This window comes from Micromonospora sp. B9E7, assembly GCF_039871815.1.
Classification (GTDB): domain Bacteria; phylum Actinomycetota; class Actinomycetes; order Mycobacteriales; family Micromonosporaceae; genus Micromonospora.
This window is the reverse complement of record NZ_JBDPLX010000005.1, coordinates 272,779-290,768: the sequence shown is the minus strand read 5'-3', so window position 1 is coordinate 290,768 and position 17,990 is coordinate 272,779. Positions and strand designations below refer to the sequence as shown.

The window sequence follows — 17,990 nt, the reverse complement described above, 5'->3', positions numbered from 1 at the left end:
CCCTGCCGTACCCGTCGAGAGCGACCTTACCCGGGTTGCCCGTCTCCCCGACATGTCATCTTCCCGCCGTACCCGGCGGGTTCCCGGCAGTCGGAGAAGTCGTCCGGTTACGACCGTTGTCAGCCACGTTGCTGGCACATGTACTAGCTAATCTACGGCTTCACCGCAAGTGACCGACGCCGGGGCTGGGCTGGTGCGACGCTCCCAACAACTGACCTGTTCCCGCCGATCGGCCTGGCACGCTCAGCCATACGGTTGGTTATCCACAGGACGATGCGGTGGTTGACCGGCGAATCGCGGAGTTATCCACAGCTGCATCCCCAGCCTGGTGATCCGCAGTGACGGTCTGTATGTGTATCAACTTGTTGTGATCGGTTGCTGGCGATCAGCGACCGAGGCGACGCCGGACCATGCCGACCACCTCGGTGATCTCACTGATCCGTAGCAGCATGGCCAGACCCAGGTAGGTCCCCCCGATCACCGCGCCACCAACCACCAGTTGGACGATCGCCTGGAGTCGGCTCGGCGTGGCGTCGCCGGGGAGCAGCTTCACGACGATCAGGCCGACCAGTGCGGCGCCGAGCGCCGCGACCAGGACACGGCCGCCGGTCCGCATGATCTCCCCGAGGCCGATACGCCCGATGCGCGGGCGGAGCAGCCAGGCCGACCCGATGGCCGCCGCCAGGTAGGAGACCGCGTTGCCGATCATCATCCCGGCGCCCGCGAAGCTCGCCGAGAAGGCCACGAAGAGCACGATCTGCACGCCGATCCGCAGCGCCACCACCGGAATGTTGATCAGCGCGGGAGTGCGGGTGTCCGGCAGCGCGTAGAAGGCGAAGGTGAAGAGCTGGCTCACCGCGAACGGGACCAGCGCCAGCGCGGCGGCCAGCAGCACGACGGAGGTGGCGGTGGCGTTGTCCTCGGTGAAGGCGCCGACCCGGAACAGCGTGAACGCGATCGGGGTGGCGAGGACGGCGTAGCAGACCGCGATCGGAGCGAGTACCGCGGTGACCGTGCGGGTGCCCCGAGAAAGGTCGGCGGCGAGGTCGGCGTACCGGCCGTCGGCGGCGGCCGCGCTCATCCGGGGCATCAGCGCCGTGATGATCGAGACGGCGATGATGCCGTGCGCGGTCATCAGCAGCAGGAAGACGTTGTTGTAGATCAGCGGGCCGGCCGCGTTCTCCTTGCCGGCCCGGTTCAGCAGGTTGAACAGCACGATCAGGCCGACCTGGCTCACCGCGACGTAGCAGATCATCCACGCGCCGAGCCGGCCCAGCTCGCGCAGCCCGAGGGCGCGGAAGTCGAAGCGCAGCTTCCAGCGGAAGCCGACCTTGCGCAACGCCGGCAGCAGGCCGGTCGCCTGGATGGCCACGCCGAGCAGGGTGCCGCCACCGATCAGGATGATCCGGCCAGCCGTCATGTCCTCCGGCTGGACGATCTTCGCGCCGAAGATCGCGATGTAGAGGCCGGCGGTGCCGATGACCACCAGGTTGTTGAGGATCGGCGCCCACATCGGGGCGGCGAAGTGACCCCGGGTGTTGAGCACCGCGCTGATCAACGCGGAGAGCCCGGAGAAGAAGATCATCGGCAGCATCAGGTACGACAGGTGCCGGACCAGTTTGGAATACTCCTCCGTCGACTCGCTGCTGCCGTACAACCAGGTGAGCGGCCAGGCCAGGGCCACCGCCAGGACGGCCGCCGCGCCGAGCGCCAGCACCGCGAGGGTGAGCAGACGCTGGGCGTACGCCTGGCCGCCGTCGACGTCGGCCTTCCGTCGACGCACCAGCACCGGGATCAGCACGCTGGTGAGGACGCCGCCGAGCAGGAACTCGTAGACCATCCCGGGCAGGATCTGCGCGGTGGTGTACGCGTCGCCGACCAGCGCGCCGCCGAGCGCCGCCCCGATGACGAGGTTGCGCAGGAAGCCCGTACCGCGGCTCACCAGGCTGCCGATCGCCATCACCGCGCTGTTCGTGGCCGCGCTCGCCTCGGCCACCTGTTCCTGCGGCGGTGCGGTCGACTCCAGGGCCGGCTGGTTCAGCGGCTCGGCGGAGATGAAGGTGGCACCGTCGCCCGGACGTACGCCGGCTCCGGGCCCCCCATCCTGCGCGGCGTTGGCGCTGCGGTAGAGCCCGCCGCTCATCTCCAGCCTCCCAGGGGTACGTCGAGCCGGACACCGACCCGCACGCCACAGACCATAGTCAACCCCCACCCGTTACCCGCGCCCGGCGGATCGGATCACACCCCGGCCCGATAAGCTGGCGATCCCATGTCCGAAGCCTCCGCTCCACACGCCGCCGACCGCCGCGAACTCACCGCCGCGCAGCGCAACGCCGTCGCCGAACTGCTCCGAGTCTCCCCGGTCGCCGACGAGTTGGGCCGCCGCTTCGTCCGCGCCGGTCACGAGTTGCACCTGGTGGGCGGTTCGGTGCGTGACGCGCTGCTCGGCCGACTCGGGGACGACCTCGACTTCTGCACCGACGCGCACCCCGACGAGACCCTGCGGATCCTCAAGGGCTGGGCCGAGTCGATCTGGGAGACCGGTCGCGAGTTCGGCACCATCGGCGCCCAGCGCGACGGTCTCCGGCTGGAGATCACCACGTTCCGCGCGGAGTCGTACGACCAGGTCAGCCGCAACCCGGTGGTGGTCTACGGCACCAGCCTCGACGAGGACCTGAAGCGGCGCGACTTCACCATCAACGCGATGGCGGTCAGCCTGCCGGAACACCGGTTCACCGATCCGCACGGCGGGTTGGACGACCTGTCGGCCAAGGTGATCCGTACCCCGAGCACCCCCGGTGAATCGTTCGGCGACGACCCGTTGCGGATGCTGCGGGCCGCCCGGTTCGCCGCCCAACTGCGCTTCGCCGTACACCCGGACGTGCACCGGGCGATGAGCGAGATGTCCGCCGACCTGGACCGGATCACCGCCGAGCGGATCCGCGACGAGTTCACCAAGCTGCTCTGCGGTGCCGACCCGATCACCGGGCTGCGGCTGCTGGTCGACACCGGGCTGGCCGAACGGTTCCTGCCGGAGCTGACCGGGTTGAAGCTGGAGATCGACGAGCACGCGCAGCACAAGGACGTCTACGAGCACACCCTGACGGTCGTCGCGAACGCCGTCTCGCACGAGGACGAGGGCTGCGACTTCGTCCTGCGGATGGCCGCCCTCATGCACGACGTGGGCAAGCCGGCGACGAAGGCCGCGGCCCCCGACGGTCGGGTCAGCTTCCACCATCACGAGGTGGTCGGCGCGCGGCTGACCAAGGCCCGGATGAAGGCGATGCGGTACCCGAAGGAGGTCATCGCCAAGGTGACCGCGCTGGTCGCGCTGCACCTGCGCTTCTACGGGTACGGGCGGGGCGAGTGGACCGACTCGGCGGTACGCCGCTACGTCGCCGACGCCGGAGACCTGCTGCCCCGACTGCACAAGCTGACCCGCTCGGACTGCACGACCCGCAACCGGCGCAAAGCCGCGCAGCTCGCCGCCGACTACGACGCGCTGGAGGACCGGATCGCACGGATCGCGGCCGAGGAGGACCTGGCCCGCGTCCGCCCCGACCTGGACGGCAACGCGATCATGGAGCTGCTCGGCGTACCGCCGGGGCCGGTGGTGGGTCGGGCCTGGAAGCACCTCAAGGAACTGCGCCTCGAACATGGCCCGCTGGACCGTGATGCCGCCGAGGCGGAGCTGCTCCGCTGGGCCCGCGCCGAGGGTCTGATCGAGTAGGTCGCCCGCTCGCCTCCTGCGGGAGATCTTGGAAGGAAGATGCCCCTGGAGGGGCGCATTCCGTCCAAGATCTTTACGGCTCGCCCGCGACGAACACGGGACACCCCCGGTACGCCGACGGGCGCCACCCCCGAACCGGGGAGCGGCGCCCGTCGGCGTACACCGTCAGCGGGTCTCGACGGCCTTGCCGTCGACGGACGCGGTGCCGTTGCCGGCCGGCGTGGACGCCGAGCCGAGCCGAGCCAGCAGACCAGCCAGGTCGATGCCGGTCAGGTCGCTGCCGAGCTGGAGCCCCTGGGCCACGTTGCCGGCCACCGACTTCGTCAGCGACGACGCACCGTCGGTGGAGATGACGGTCATCTTGTCGATCGCCCCGATCGGCGCGCTGGCCGCCTCCACCACCTGCGGCAGCACCTTGACCAGCAGGTCCAGCACCGCCGCCTCCCCGTACGCGGCGAACGCCTCGGCCTTGCGCGCCATCGCGTCGGCCTCGGCCTCACCCCTGGCCAGGATGGCCGCGGCCTCGGCCTGGCCCTCCCGCTCGACCGCCTCGGCGATGGCGGAACGCCGACGCTGCTCGGCCTCACCCTCCTTCGCGCCCTCGATCGCGTTCGCCTCGGCGAGGGCGGCCCGACGGGCCCGCTCGCCCTCACCGGTGAGCCGCGCCTGTTCGGCGGAGGCCTGCGCGGCGGCGATGACCGACTGCCGCTGCGCGTCCGCGTGCAGCACCGCCGCGTTGCGTGACGCCTCCGCCTCCTGCTCCACCTTGTACCGGGCCGCGTCGGCCGGCTTGCGTACCTCGGTGTCCAGTTGGCGCTGCTTGAGTTCGGCGTTGCGCTCGGCGACCTTCTGCTGCTCGGAGAGGATCGCCTGGTCCCGTTCCGCCTGCGCGAGCGGGCCGGCGGCGGCGGACTTCGCCTTCGCCGCGTCGATCTCGGCCTGGATGCCGGCCTGCTTGAGGGCCAGGTTCCGGTTCGCCTCCGCGATGGCCTCCTCGGCGAGTAGCCGCTCCTGCTCGGCCTGCTGCCGGGCCCGCGCCTCGGCGATCGCCGCGTCCTTCAGCACCCGGGCGGCCTCCGGCCGACCCAGGTCCTGCAGGTAGGAGCCCTCGGCGAGGATGTCCTGGAGCTGGAAGGTGTCCAGCACCAGGCCCTGGTTGGTCATCGAGTGCTCGGCTTCCTCGGCCACGGCGCTGGCGAACGCCGCCCGGTCCCGGATGACCTCCTCGACGGTGAGCCGGCCGACGATCGAGCGCAGCGCGCCGGCGAGCACCTCCCGGGTGAAGTTGTCGATCTCGTCCTGCTGGTGCAGGAACCGCTGGGCGGCGGCCCGGATCGCGTCCTCGGTCCCGCCGACCTTCACGATCGCCACGCCGTGCAGGTCGGCGCGGATGCCCTGCTTGCTCACCGCGCCCCGGATGCCGACGTCGATCCGTCGGCTGGACAGGTCGAGCGACTGGAGCTTCTGCACCACCGGGAGCACGAACACCGACGCGCCGAGCACGACCTTCTGCCCGGAGGTGTCGGTCGACCGCCCGCCGTCGGCGGTCTGCGTGGTGCGACCCTTGCGACCGGTGACGATGAACGCCTCGTTCGGCCCGGCCACCTTGATTCGAGAGAGCACGAAGAGCACCAGGATGAGCACGAGGAGGACCGCGCCACCGATGGCGATTAACAGGGCCATATAAGGAGTCCCGTCTACGAGGGGGAAATCAGTAGGTCTCGACCTGCACGCTTGTCTCGCTGAGCGCCTGCACGACGAAGACCTGGGCGCCGATCGGTATCGGCTGGTCCGCGCGGGCGCTGAGCTTGACCGGTTGGCCGGCGAGGCGGATCCGGACCTCGCCGTACCCGTCGACCGGCACCGGGGTGACGACCAGGCCGAGCGCGCCGACCAGGTCGTCGCGGGTGGGGGTGGGGTCGGTGCGCATGTTCCGCGCCGCCCGGCTCAGCCGGGACGCCAGCCAGCCGGTGGGCACGGCCGCGAGCACGCCGCCGACCACCGCTCCGACGACCATTCCCGGTGTACGCGCACCGAGCAGTTCGTTGACGATGGCCGCGCCGAACCCGAATGCTCCGGCGAAGCCGGCGACCGTCTCGACCGAGATCGGGCCGTCCACGTCGGCGTGCCCGAACTGGAGCAGCTCGGTGCCGAGCAGGGCGAGCGCGAGCACCCCGATGCCCGCCCCGCCGATGATCAGAAAGACCAGTGTCCCCGTTGCCACGACCTGCACGGTATCGATGTGGCGCAACGTTGAGCCGCCCCGCTCGACGCGGACATGATCTTCTGTGGAGTGGCGTTCGGCCCGACGCTGGTAGCCGTGCCGGCAAGGTCATCCGGGTCGGGGGAGAATGGGCTGATGCGCTGGACCGTGCTCGACTCACCGATCGGCGAGTTCTCCGTCGCCACCGACGGCACGAACGTCTGCGGCGCCGCCTTCGGCCGGGTCGAGGCAGCGGTCGACGAGCCCGCCGACGCGCTGTCCCGGCAGGCCGTCGACGAGCTGCGGGCGTACTTCGCCGGTGAGCTGACCGCGTTCAGCGTCCCGGTGTCGATGCCCCGGGGCTCCGACTTCGAGCGGGCCGTGTGGCGGGAGATGACCCGGATCCCGTACGGGGAGACGCTGACGTACGGCGAGGTGGCGCGCCGGGTCGGGGACGCCGGGGCGGCACGGGCGGTGGGCGTGGCCTGCAACCGCAACCCGGTGCCGGTGATCGTGCCGTGTCACCGGATCGTCGGCGCGGGCGGCAAACTGGTCGGCTTCGGTGGGGGCCTGCCCCGCAAGGTCAAGCTGCTGGAGTTGGAGGCCGGGGTCGCCCTGGGGCACGCCTGGTCCCAGGGGTGACCGATCGGCTGCGGCTGTCGCCGTACCTGGAGATGGCGGGCTGAAACGCGAAGAGGGCCGGGTCCACACGGACCCGGCCCTCTTCGGTGCTGTTGGTGTTCAGCAGGTCAGCGCGCGGCCTCGCCGGCGATGAACTCCTCGACGGCCTGGTGGGCGTCGTGGTCGGCGTACTGCACCGGCGGGGACTTCATGAAGTACGACGACGCCGACAGGATCGGGCCGCCGATCTTCCGGTCCAGCGCGATCTTCGCGGCGCGGACCGCGTCGATGATGACACCGGCGGAGTTCGGCGAATCCCACACCTCGAGCTTGAGCTCGGCGTTCAGGGGGGTGTCACCGAACGAGCGACCCTCCAGGCGGATGTACGCCCACTTGCGGTCGTCCAGCCACGGCACGTGGTCCGACGGGCCGATGTGCACGTCGCTCTTGCTCATCTCGTGCGGGATCTGCGAGGTGACCGACTGGGTCTTCGAGATCTTCTTCGAGACCAGCCGCTTGCGCTCCAGCATGTTCATGAAGTCCATGTTGCCGCCGAAGTTGAGCTGGTACGTGCGCAGCAGCTCGACGCCGCGGTCCTCGAAGAGCTTCGCGAGGGCGCGGTGCACGATGGTCGCGCCGACCTGGCTCTTGATGTCGTCGCCGACGATCGGCAGACCCGCGTCCTCGAACTTCTGGGCCCACTCGGGGTCGGAGGCGATGAAGACCGGCAGGGCGTTGACGAACGCGCAACCGGCGTCGATCGCGGCCTGGGCGTAGAACTTGGCGGCCTGCTCGGAGCCGACCGGGAGGTAGCAGACGACGACGTCGACCTGCGCGTCGCGCAACGCCTGCGCCACGTCGACCGGGGTCGCGTCGGACTCCTCGACGATCTCGCGGTAGTACTGGCCCAGACCGTCGAAGGTCGGACCGCGCTGCACGCTGACGCCGGTCGGCGGCACGTCGCAGAGCTTGATGGTGTTGTTCTCGCTGGCGACGATCGCCTCCGCGAGGTCCATGCCCACCTTCTTGGCGTCCACGTCGAATGCCGCGACGAACTCCACGGAGTTGACGTGGTAGTCGCCGAAGGCGACGTGCATGAGACCCGGGACGCGGTCGTTCGGGTTGGCGTTCCGGTAGTACTCGACGCCCTGAACCAGGGACGAGGCGCAGTTACCCACACCGACGATGGCGACGCGGACGGAGCCCATAGCGTCTGCCTCCTTCTTTTCTGTCACGGCCGCTCATTCCTGGTCTCTCCAGGCGGAGGCGGGCTGTTGTCTTCTCGTCGGCCGCCGGCTGTCCCGATGTTCGGGACCGTCGGGGCTCGGCCGGAGCGCTCGTTGGCGATGAGCTCCTCCAGCCAGCGGACCTCGCGCTCACAGGCATCAAGGCCGTGGCGCTGCAGTTCCAGCGTGTAAGCGTCGAGGCGCTCGGCTGCCCGGCCCAGCACGTCGCGAAGCCCTTCGCGACGCTCCTCGATCTTGCGGCGGCGACCCTCCAGAATGCGCAGGCGGGTCGCCTGGTCGGTCCGGGCGAAGAACGCGAAGTGCACCCCGAAGCCCGTGTCGTCATACGTCTCGGGCCCGGCCTGTGCAATCAGCTGGGCGAAGCGTTCCTTGCCTTCCGCGGTGATTTTGTAGACCACCCGACCTCGTCGGCTGGTCAGCGCGGGAACCTCCTCGGCAGTGGCGGGCGTCTCAGCAGCTTCGGTGATCCATCCCGCCGCCTGGAGCCTGCGTAGCGTGGGATAGAGCGAGCCGTAGCTGATCGCCGCCCGGATCGCGCCGAGTTTGGCGGTCAGCTCCTTGCGCAGCTCATAGCCGTGCATCGGAGACTCCTGCAGGAGGCCGAGGATGGCGAACTCAAGCACTGGCCACCCTCTCTTTACCCTCCGGCGTGGAGTGGTAACCGCCGCGATGTATCGGACCGATACATCGCACGTTAGCGGGTCGTGCGGGTCAGGGCAAACCCCCTCTCCGAGACGTCGTCGTCACGGATTGTGAGCGTGGTCGCCTGCTCGGGCCGGACCGCGTACCCTTCTTCGCATGCGTACGCAGCGCCAGGTCGTCGACTACTCGCTCCAGAAGCGAGCAGTGCTGCGTGAGCTCCTGGCCGGCCGGGTCGGCACGTACGACGTCTGCGACGCATCGCCGTACCTGAAGAACGCCGCCCGCTTCCACGGTGAGCCGACCGACCGGCGCTGTCCGATCTGCCGCAGCGAGAACCTGACCCTCGTCCACTACATTTACGGCGACGAACTCAAGCAGTCCGCCGGGCAGGCCCGGACACTCACCGAGCTGCCCGTGCTGGCGATGACGCTGCGTGAGTTCCAGGTCTTCGTGGTGGAGGTGTGCCTCGGTTGTGACTGGAACCATCTCGTCGAGCAGTACCTGCTCGGCCGGGACGGTCTGGCCGGCGACAGCGACGGCACCGGCGAGCAGGACGTGGCAGCCGAAGGTGCGGGTCGGCGGAGGCGAGAGGCGCAACGGTGATCGAAGCAGGTTGGACCGGCCCCGGGGCCGTAGACGAAACCCGGGACGGTCGGCCGCTCGTTAGTCCGATTGGCCCGATTGATACTGCAAGTACCTCGGTGAAACGGCACCCCCGTGCCGGCGTCCCGGGTGAAGCAACTCACGGCAACCCGGTGGCGGCGCAGTCGCGCCCCACCGCGACCGGCAGGGTGTGAGGAATGAACTCGTACGGCGATCCCAGTTCTGCGCGCGGGCGGGCCCAGTACCCGGGCCCGGACGGTGACCCCGGACCCGGCGGTGACTTCCGTGGGGGTGGCTGGTCGGCCTCGGAGGGCGGCGCGGCGACCCCGGGTCGCGCCTCGGTGACACCGCGGGCCACCGGTGGGCGGGCCACGGTCGGCGGATCGGCGTCGGTGCCGCCGCGTGGCGCTGCGGCCGCCGGATCCGCCTCGGTGGGCTCGGCGACCCCGGGTCGCTCCGGGCGAGCATCGGTGCCGGTGTCGCCAGCGCCGGGTGCGGCCACCGGACGCGCTGGTGCGGGCCGGGCCTCGGTTCCCGTGTCCCCGGCGCCCGGCGCGCCAGCGGGTCGGGCCGTGGTCGGTGCCGCTGCCGTCGGTGCGGCCTCCGTCGGCACCGCCTCGGCGGGCCGGGCCAGTGTCGGCTCCGCGTCGGTGGGTGGCCGTGCCGCGGTCGCGCGGGCGAGCGTCTCACCGGTCTCCGGCGGCCCTGGTGGCCCTGGTGGCCCCGGTGGACCCAACGGTCCGGGTCGGGGCAGCCGTGGCGCGGGTGGCTCGGGTGCTGCGGCACGGTCGAAGAAGCGCAAGCGGATGAACCTGCTGATCGCCGCGTTCGCGGCCTTCATCATGCTCGCCGGCATCGGCGTGGTCGGCTTCACCTACTACTCGACGAACGTGGTCATGCCCGACGAGTTGCCGTTGCCGCTGTCCACCACGGTCTACGCCAAGGACGGCAAGACCGCGTTGGCCAAGCTGGGCAGCGAGAACCGCACCTTCGTCACCATCAACCAGATCCCGCAGCACGTGCAGGACGCGGTGGCGGCAGCCGAGGACCGGAACTTCTACCGGCACTCGGGCGTCGACTACAAGGGCATCGTCCGGGCGGGTTGGAACAACATCTCCGGTGGCGACAAGCAGGGTGCCTCGACGATCACCCAGCAGTACGCCCGCAACGCGTTCGAGAACCTCCAGGACGACACGTACGGCCGGAAGGTGAAGGAGGCCATCCTGGCCTCCAAGCTGAACGACGCGTACAGCAAGCCGGAGATCATGCAGCACTACCTCAACGTGATCTACTTCGGGCGCGGTGCCTACGGCATCGAAGCCGCAGCGCAGACCTACTTCGGCAAGTCCGCGAAGGACCTCAGCGTGGGCGAGGGCGCGGTCCTCGCGGCGGTCATCAAGCAGCCGGTGGCGAGCGAGACCCACAAGGGGTTCGACCCCGCGGTCAACCTGCCCGACGCCAAGGCGCGGTGGGACTACGTGATCGGCGGCATGAAGAAGGAAGGCTGGGTGGACGCCCCCAACCGGCCCGCGTCGCCCACCGAGTACCCCAAGGTGCTGGCACCGAAGAAGGGCGGCAACGGGTTCGGCGTCGACAGCCCGCGGGGCAACGTCATCAACTACGTCCGGCAAGAGATGGACGCGATGGGCCTCTGCTCCGACAGCGGTGCGGAGGGCAAGACGAGCTGTGTGGACGCGCTGCGCGACGGCGGCTACCGGATCACCACCACCATCGACCCGAAGCTGCAGGCCGCCGCCGAGAACACCGCGATGCAGTCGAAGAAGGGCTCCGAGCTCAACGACCAGCCGAAGAACCTGATGGCGGCAATGGTGTCGATCGACCCGAAGAAGGGTCGAGTGCTCGCCTACTACGGCGGTGACAGCGGTGCCGACTTCGACTACGCCGGTAAGAACATCGACAAGAACGGTGACCTGACCGGTGGCCACCAGCCGGGCTCGTCGATGAAGGTGTACACGCTGGCAGCCGCGATCGAGGCCGGCATCTCGGTCAAGTCGCACTGGGATCCCACGCCGTACAAGCCCGAGGGCTCCTCGGTCGCGATCGGTAACGCCGGCCGCACCAACCTCAAGTGCGGCAAGTGGTGCACCCTCGAAGAGTCGACGGTCCAGTCGTACAACGTGCCGTTCTACTGGGTCGCCGACACGATCGGCGCCGGCAAGGTCGTCGACATGGCCCGCAAGGCCGGCGTCACCACCATGTGGGGTGTCGACCCGCCGCAGGCCTTCGACCTGTCGAAGAAGGGGCCGAACCCGTTCGACAACTACACCGCTTTCGGCAAGTACCCGATCACCGTGTTCGACCACGCCAACGCGATGGCCACGTTCGCTAACGACGGCAAGTACATCAAGGCCCACTTCGTTCTCAAGGTCGAGCAGCAGGAGAAGGACACCGGTAAGTGGAAGGTGGTCGGCAGCGAGCGCATCAAGCCTGAGCAGCGGATCGCCAAGAAGGTCACCGACGAGGTCACCGGCGTCCTGAAGCAGATCCCCGGGGCCGGGTCGAACAACATGTCGCTGGAGAGCGGCCGCCAGGCGGCCGCCAAGACCGGCACCTGGGAGTACGACAAGGACGACAACTCGCACGCCTGGACGGTCGGCTACACACCGCAGAACGCCACGGCGGTGTGGGTGGGCAGTCGGGACCCGAAAAAGCCGGAGATCCGGCTCGCCAACGGCAAGGACGTCGGTGGTTCGACGCTCCCCGGCCCGATCTGGGAGAAGTTCATGAACGCCGCCCTGAAGGGCCAGGAGGAGATCCCCCTGCCCACCGTCACGGGCGAAGGCGACGTCACGAAGGGCAACGGCAAGGAGCCGGTGGCGCCGCCGCCGACGGTCCCGGGCGGTCCGCAGTGTGACCCGCTCACCGACCCGTTCTGCCCGCGCGGCGGTACCCCGGGAGGCAACCCCGGCGGTAATCCCGGAGGCAATCCTGGTGGTAATCCCGGTGGACCCGGGGGCGGTGGCGGTGGTGGTGGTGGTGGTGGTGGAGTGCTCCCCGGCCTTCCGCCAAACCGGGACTGACCCCAACCCTCTGCACGCCGCCGCCGGCCGGACGACCTGTCCCGGCCGGCGGCGGCGTTTTCGTACCCGGGATCTCCGCGTCGGGACGGGACGGGCACCCCTGTCGTACGGCAGGATGCCTCTTCATGAGCACCCAGTCGACGCCCGGCATCGACGACGCCGGTACCACCGATCACCCGTCCCGCTCCGACGGGTTCGTCCGCGGCATGTCCAGCGCGATCGGCGGGCCGCTGGGCGACCACGCGACCGCGCTGGACCGACCGGCCGGTCAGGAACGTCGCTTCTGGACCGCCGTCCGGATCGTGCTGGCGCTGGCGTGTCTCACGCTCGCGCTGCACTGGGTGCAGAAGTCGCCCTGTCAGGACGGCGCCTGGCAGAACAACGTCCAGTACACCCGCTTCTGCTACACCGACGTCCTCGCCCTCTACTACGCCGAAGGGCTCAACGAGGGCAAGGTTCCCTACCGCGACCACCCCGTCGAGTACCCGGTGCTGACCGGCTACTTCATGGGGGCGTTGGGCCTGCCGGTGCACGCCGTCGGTGACGGCGACCCGAGCATCAACCAGGGCCAGTGGTTCTACAACCTCAACGCGCTGGTGCTGGGCGCACTCGCGGTGGCGACCGTGGCGGTGCTCCTGGCCCTTCGCCGCCGACGACCCTGGGACGCCGCGTTGTTCGCGCTCGCCCCGGCACTGGTGCTCACCGCCACCGTCAACTGGGACCTGCTCGCCATCGGGTTGGCCGCCTTCGGCCTGTTGGCCTGGGCCCGGAAACGACCGGCGGTGGCCGGTGTGCTGCTCGGGCTCGCCGGCGCGGCGAAACTGTGGCCGCTGTTCCTGCTCGGGCCGATCCTCGTCCTGGCGCTGCGCGCCGACCGGATCCGCGCCGCGCTCATCGCCACCGGTACGGCGATCGCCGCCGTGGTGCTGGTGAACCTGCCAGCCGCACGCGCCTATCCGGAGAACTGGGACCGGTTCTTCGAGCTGAACACCACCCGGCCCATCGACTGGGGCACGCTCTGGTACATCGGGCGCTACCTGGACGGCAAGGTCGGCAACGACCCCGCTCAGCTCGGCCCGTTCGAGTGGCTGAACGCCAACATCCCCACGCTCAACACCATCTCGTACGCGCTGTTCGGGCTGGCCTGCCTCGGTGTCGCCGTGCTGGCGCTGCGCGCGCCGCGCCGGCCACGGCTGGCGCAGCTCGCCTTCCTGGTGGTCGCGGCGTTCCTCATCTTCAGCAAGGTCTGGTCCCAGCAGTTCGTGCTGTGGCTGCTGCCGCTGGTGGTGCTCGCCCGTCCGAAGTGGGGTGCCTTCCTGGCCTGGCAGATCGCCGAGGTCTGCTACTTCGTCGCCTTCTACGGAGAACTGCTCGGGGCGGCGACCAGTCGCCCGGTCTTCCCGGAGGGGGTGTTCGTGCTGGCCGCGACGCTGCGGCTGACCACCGTGGTGGTGCTCTGCGTGCTGGTCGTCAAGGAGATCCTGCACCCCGAGCGGGACGCGGTGCGGGCAACCTACCCGGACGACCCGGACGGTGGCGTGCTCGACGGCGCACCAGACGCCCCCTGGCTGGACCGCTGGCGCCTCCCGTCGAAGAGTGAACCCTCACGAGAGCCAGTAACCACTTGATTACCTAGGCATAAGGCGGCCCGGACCACGTCAGGTTTTCGGGAAGCCCGCCCGGCGCAGGGATCAAGCCTGACCGCCCGGAGCCGGGCGGGCTTCCCGAAAAACCGCCCTGAAGCTTCAGAGCCGGTAGACGACAGCATCACCGACGTCCTGCCGGCTGATGCCGAGCGATTCCACCGGAGTGTCGATGGTGATCTCCCACGGTGTGCCCGGCACCTGCCCGCGCAGCAGCACCACCGTGCGGACGCCGAGCGTGCGCAGGTAGTCGACGCTGGTCTGGTCGGGGAACGACTGGCTCACCCGACGAACGTCGTCGAGCTGACGCGGAGTGAAGCCGCTACCGCCGTTGACCACGTCGGGGAAACCGCTGGTCGACCAGAGCATCACGTGCTGGTCCAGACTCTGGTTGCTGGGCAGCACCAGCAGCGGCCCCTGCGCCGAACGCATCGCGGCTGGCTGGGTCGGCACCACCGGGTGCGGCGTGGTGTTCAGGCCCTCCACGGTCACCAGCAGCAACGGCAGCAGGGTGGCCATCCGCAGCCACGGCCCAGGCCACGACGGGATCCGCTGCGCGGTCAACTCGCGGACCCGGTCGGTGAGTGCGGTGACCGCGCCGGCCGCGAGCAGGCCGAGCAACAACGTGGTCCACAACATCAAGCGACCGGGGGTACGCAACCCGCTCCAGCCCGGCACGTGCTCGAAGAGCGGCACGTAGGTGAGGGTGCCGTCGAAGAAGCGGGTGCCCATCGCGAAGGCCATGGTCACCAGCACCCCGGCGAGCAGCAGCAGTCGGTGCCGCAGCCGCCAGACCGAGAAGAACAGCCCGCCCAGGGCGAGCGCGTAGAGCACGAAGCCCGGCAGCAGGGTCATCTCCGGGTGCCACGGCAGCGCGGCGCGAGCGCCCTCGTGCAGACCACCCCAGATCCGCGACTCGGCGGGCGCCGTCACGAAACCCGACGCCGGAGGCGAGAAGATGCTGACGTCGGCAATGGTCCGCTCGGCGTACGGGTGCAGCTCGGTCACCTGGTAGAACGGGTACGCCATCAGCAGACCCACACCGGCGAAGAACAATCCGCCGAGCAGGTCGGCGAGGAACAACCGACGACCGAACGGCACGGCCTGGCGAGTGCGCAGCCGCCGCGCGTAGAAGAGGACGACCGCGACCAGCACCGCGCCGGCCAGGAAGTACGCGAACGGCAGCCCGATGCCGAAGCCGAGGCTGAGCTGCCAGGCCGCCACCAGCCAACCGGCGTAGACCCATCCGTCGTGTCGGCGTTCGGGCCGATAGCCGTGCCGTAGTGACCAGCCGTGCCCGCGCGCCAACATCGCCAGCGCCAGCGGAATCCCGCCGTTGGAGAGCACGTGCAGGTGCCCGGCCTGGGCCAGCAGCCACGGCGCGTACGTGTAGCTGACGCCGGCGACGGCGGCGCCGATCCGGCCAGCCCCGAGCTGGCGGGCCAGCGCGTACGCCCCGAACGTGGCGAGCGCGTGCGCCAGCACGAACATGATGTTGTAGCGCAGCAGTGCGTCCTCGGGGCCACTGCCGAGCATTCCGGCCGGGGCGTATCCGAGCAGGGTGTCGGAGAACGCGAAGCTCCACAGCTCGGGGAAGAACGTGTTGGACTGCCACAGACGCGCCGGGTCGGCCAGCAGGATGTGCCCGGACCAGGCCATCTGCCAGGCCTGCAGGCTCGGGTCCCAGTAGTCCTGCGGGAGCGTGTAGCGGGGATAGCGCAGGGTCGGCCAGGTCATCAGCACGGCCAGCGCCAGCGAGCAGAGGGCCGCCAGGGTCCACTCGTGGATCAGGAAACGGCCGACGGCTCGACCCGACCGGGTCACGATGGAGGGCCGCGGCTCCGGCGCGGAGGCGAACGCCTCCCACCGGTCCGGCTCGACCGGCTTGTCGGCACCGTCGGTCTTCGTGGCACCGTCGGTCTTCACCAGGCTGGCGGTCTTGCCCGCCCTCTTGCCCTTACCCGTCCACCGCCACCATCTCCGCGGTGCCGACGGCGGTGATTCCTTGCTCCCGGCCGCATCGTCCTCCGTGCGGCCGCCCTCGCCGTCCTTGGCCGGGGCGCCGTCCGTGCGGGTCGTCGCCGGGGCGCTGTCCTTCGGGGCGACCGTCGTGCTGTCGGTCTCGGCCGGGCTGCTGGTGGTGCTGTCACTGGTTGCGGCGGCACTCTCGGTGCCGTCCTTGGCCGCGTTGCCGATCCGGTCGCCACTCTTACCCGCGCCAGCGTCCTTCTTCACGACACCGTTCTTCGAGGGCTTCGGATCGCTGGTCGAGGTGGCTCCGGTCGCCCCGCCGTCGCTCGATCGCGACTGGCCCCCGACAGTCTCCTCGGGGCTGTCGCCGGAGACGGCGTCGGCGGTGCGAGCCGGTTGGGCCGGGGTGCCCGATGCGGACGCGGCGGCAGATCGGATCTCGGCGTCCGAGCCGCCGGGGGTGGGCCGGGCCTTCCCGGTCCCGGGCTGTCCGGTCGTCATGCTGCCGGGCTCGCCGTCCCGAGCTGCTGACGGAGGAAATCGATGTCGGCCGCCTGGCCCTCCACACCGCCCGGTGTCTCGACGACCACCGGAGCCGCGGCCGCCCGGATCACCGCTACGACCAACTCCGGGTCGATCGTGCCGCCGCCCAGGTTGTCGTGCCGGTCCTGGCCGGAGTTGAACGCGCCCTTGGAGTTGTTGGCGTGCACCAGGTCGATCCTTCCGGTGATCGCCTTGACCCGGTCGACGAGGCCGAGCAGCTCCTCGCCGCCCGCGTACGCGTGGCAGGTGTCCAGGCAGAAGCCGACCTCGTAGTCGCCGACGGCGTCCCAGAGTCGGGCGAGCGCGTCCAGCCGCCGGGCGCACGCGTTGTCGCCGCCGGCGGTGTTCTCGATCAGGACCGGCACTCCGAAGCCCCCGGAGTCGGCTGCGTACGCGAATGTCTTGCGCCAGTTGTCGAAGCCGACGGCCAGGTCGTCCCCGGCGTTGACGTGCCCACCGTGGACGATCAGGCCCTTGGCGCCGATGGCGGTGGCCGCGTTGGCGTGCCCGAGCAGCAGCTTTCGGCTGGGGATCCGGATGCGGTTGTTGAGGGTGGCGACGTTGATGACGTAGGGCGCGTGCACGTAGAGGTCGACCTCGGCCGTGCGCAGCCGTTCGGCGTCTTCCCGGGGCTTGGGCGCCTTCCATCCCTGTGGGTCGGCGAGGAAGAACTGCACGGTGTCGGCGGACCGGGCGGCCGCCTCCGCCAGCGGGTCGGTCGAATCGACGTGGGCTCCGATACGCATGCGAGCGAGCCTACGTCGCGACCCTGACTGGCGGGTGACGGCCGGGGCGGTGTCGCGGGCGGTCGCGTCACCGGGCGGACCGACGGTCGTTGATGGAATGGAACCGGCGACCAGTACCCGGTGCCTCCGGCGGTGCGAGAGCGCCACGGCTGGCGACCGGAGGGTCGACGGCCGACAGCGAGGTCACCTCCGCCGTGCGGCCCGGCGCGGCGGAGGAGACCCCCGCATATCAGACGTCTACCGTCGAAAATCTCGGCAATTTGTGCTTTTCCCCCCGACAAGGTACGAGTGCTGTTGTATCGTCAGGTAACAACACGATAAAGCTCCGCGGGGCGTCTTCGGTCCAACCTCATCGGTGTGGTCGTTCCTCCCCAGGTCCCACCCAAGGAATGCGGACCAGACGCCCCGCGGCCTCGTAGACGGGGGTCCACCATCGGCCGGATGACGGCCGAACGGTGGGCCCCCGTCGGACTGCCCGGGCGTCGACCCGACCACCCCGGGCATGATCGTTGGGACCGGGTATCCTGGTCAGGTTGTCCGCGTCCGGCCGGGTTCCCTCGGCACGTGCGGGCAACGACACAAGACCTCCTGCCACGGAAGGACCGTGGCCGCTTAGCCCACAGGAGGTGAGCACGTCTTGCGTCATTACGAGATCATGGTGATCCTCGACCCCAGCCTCGAGGAACGCACCGTCGCCCCGTCGCTCGACACGTACCTGAACGTGATTCGGACCGCGGGTGGCTCGGTTGAGAAGACCGACGTGTGGGGCCGCCGGCGCCTCGCGTACGAGATCAACAAAAAGGCAGAGGGCATCTACGCCGTCGTCGACCTGCAGGCCACGCCTGCTGCGGTGGCCGAGCTGGACCGTCAGCTGCGACTCAACGAGTCCGTGCTGCGCACCAAGGTCCTCCGACCGGAAATGCGCTAAGCCTTCAAACCCCGGTTCGTCCGGATCAGCCTCCGCGACTCTGTCAGAGGGCTCTGGCAGCCTGTACGACGA

14 protein-coding genes are annotated in these 17,990 nt (G+C 69.8%); 6 read left to right on the top strand and 8 right to left on the bottom strand.

What is annotated here, in order from left to right; translation table 11 throughout:
• Positions 1 to 385 precede the first annotated feature (385 nt).
• Positions 386 to 2,143 carry a murein biosynthesis integral membrane protein MurJ gene (murJ, locus tag ABGB10_RS10580; RefSeq protein WP_347660685.1) on the bottom strand — a complete coding sequence of 586 codons (1,758 nt, stop codon included), beginning with the start codon at positions 2,141 to 2,143 and terminating at the stop codon, positions 386 to 388.
• A 126-nt stretch (positions 2,144 to 2,269) separates the two neighbouring features.
• On the opposite strand from murJ, the gene ABGB10_RS10575 reads away from it, so the two are divergent.
• Positions 2,270 to 3,730 (top strand): CCA tRNA nucleotidyltransferase, encoded by a 1,461-nt coding sequence (locus ABGB10_RS10575; RefSeq protein WP_347660684.1) that lies wholly within the window; start codon positions 2,270 to 2,272, stop codon positions 3,728 to 3,730.
• A 165-nt stretch (positions 3,731 to 3,895) separates the two neighbouring features.
• On the opposite strand, the gene ABGB10_RS10570 is transcribed toward ABGB10_RS10575, so the two are convergent.
• Complete coding sequence (locus ABGB10_RS10570; protein ID WP_347660683.1) at positions 3,896 to 5,413, bottom strand: SPFH domain-containing protein; 1,518 nt, start codon at positions 5,411 to 5,413, stop codon at positions 3,896 to 3,898.
• A 28-nt stretch (positions 5,414 to 5,441) separates the two neighbouring features.
• Positions 5,442 to 5,963 carry a hypothetical protein gene (locus tag ABGB10_RS10565; protein WP_347660682.1) on the bottom strand — a complete coding sequence of 174 codons (522 nt, stop codon included), beginning with the start codon at positions 5,961 to 5,963 and terminating at the stop codon, positions 5,442 to 5,444.
• A gap of 126 nt (positions 5,964 to 6,089) precedes the next feature.
• Here ABGB10_RS10565 and ABGB10_RS10560 point away from each other — a divergent pair, with 126 nt between their 5' ends.
• Complete coding sequence (locus ABGB10_RS10560) at positions 6,090 to 6,575, top strand: methylated-DNA--[protein]-cysteine S-methyltransferase (RefSeq protein ID WP_347660681.1); 486 nt, start codon at positions 6,090 to 6,092, stop codon at positions 6,573 to 6,575.
• Positions 6,576 to 6,682: 107 nt separating this feature from the next.
• Here ABGB10_RS10560 and ABGB10_RS10555 read toward each other — a convergent pair whose 3' ends face one another.
• Together ABGB10_RS10555 and ABGB10_RS10550 are read right to left on the bottom strand one after the other, a co-directional pair.
• Complete coding sequence (locus ABGB10_RS10555) at positions 6,683 to 7,762, bottom strand: inositol-3-phosphate synthase (RefSeq protein ID WP_347660680.1); 1,080 nt, start codon at positions 7,760 to 7,762, stop codon at positions 6,683 to 6,685.
• A 23-nt stretch (positions 7,763 to 7,785) separates the two neighbouring features.
• Positions 7,786 to 8,424 carry a PadR family transcriptional regulator gene (locus tag ABGB10_RS10550; protein ID WP_030331823.1) on the bottom strand — a complete coding sequence of 213 codons (639 nt, stop codon included), beginning with the start codon at positions 8,422 to 8,424 and terminating at the stop codon, positions 7,786 to 7,788.
• A 175-nt stretch (positions 8,425 to 8,599) separates the two neighbouring features.
• Between ABGB10_RS10550 and ABGB10_RS10545 the strand changes: the two genes are divergently transcribed.
• Positions 8,600 to 9,046, top strand: coding sequence for a DUF5318 domain-containing protein (locus ABGB10_RS10545; RefSeq protein ID WP_347660679.1), 447 nt, complete (start codon positions 8,600 to 8,602; stop codon positions 9,044 to 9,046).
• 139 nt (positions 9,047 to 9,185) lie between these two features.
• Here ABGB10_RS10545 and ABGB10_RS10540 read toward each other — a convergent pair whose 3' ends face one another.
• Positions 9,186 to 9,848 carry a hypothetical protein gene (locus ABGB10_RS10540; RefSeq protein ID WP_347660678.1) on the bottom strand — a complete coding sequence of 221 codons (663 nt, stop codon included), beginning with the start codon at positions 9,846 to 9,848 and terminating at the stop codon, positions 9,186 to 9,188.
• A 4-nt stretch (positions 9,849 to 9,852) separates the two neighbouring features.
• Here ABGB10_RS10540 and ABGB10_RS10535 point away from each other — a divergent pair, with 4 nt between their 5' ends.
• Entirely contained in the window at positions 9,853 to 12,087 is a 2,235-nt protein-coding gene (locus tag ABGB10_RS10535) for a transglycosylase domain-containing protein (protein ID WP_347660677.1), read from the top strand.
• Between the two features lie 125 nt (positions 12,088 to 12,212).
• Positions 12,213 to 13,715, top strand: coding sequence for a glycosyltransferase 87 family protein (locus tag ABGB10_RS10530; protein WP_347660676.1), 1,503 nt, complete (start codon positions 12,213 to 12,215; stop codon positions 13,713 to 13,715).
• A gap of 117 nt (positions 13,716 to 13,832) precedes the next feature.
• Here ABGB10_RS10530 and ABGB10_RS10525 read toward each other — a convergent pair whose 3' ends face one another.
• Together ABGB10_RS10525 and ABGB10_RS10520 are read right to left on the bottom strand one after the other, a co-directional pair.
• Entirely contained in the window at positions 13,833 to 16,202 is a 2,370-nt protein-coding gene (locus ABGB10_RS10525; RefSeq protein WP_347660675.1) for a hypothetical protein, read from the bottom strand.
• Positions 16,199 to 16,990: a deoxyribonuclease IV gene (locus ABGB10_RS10520; RefSeq protein ID WP_347660674.1), complete on the bottom strand. Its 792-nt coding sequence runs from the start codon at positions 16,988 to 16,990 to the stop codon at positions 16,199 to 16,201. The genes ABGB10_RS10525 and ABGB10_RS10520 overlap by 4 nt, the downstream gene beginning before the upstream one ends.
• A gap of 637 nt (positions 16,991 to 17,627) precedes the next feature.
• Between ABGB10_RS10520 and rpsF the strand changes: the two genes are divergently transcribed.
• Positions 17,628 to 17,918 carry a 30S ribosomal protein S6 gene (gene rpsF / locus ABGB10_RS10515; protein WP_036411437.1) on the top strand — a complete coding sequence of 97 codons (291 nt, stop codon included), beginning with the start codon at positions 17,628 to 17,630 and terminating at the stop codon, positions 17,916 to 17,918.
• Positions 17,919 to 17,990: the final 72 nt, after the last annotated feature.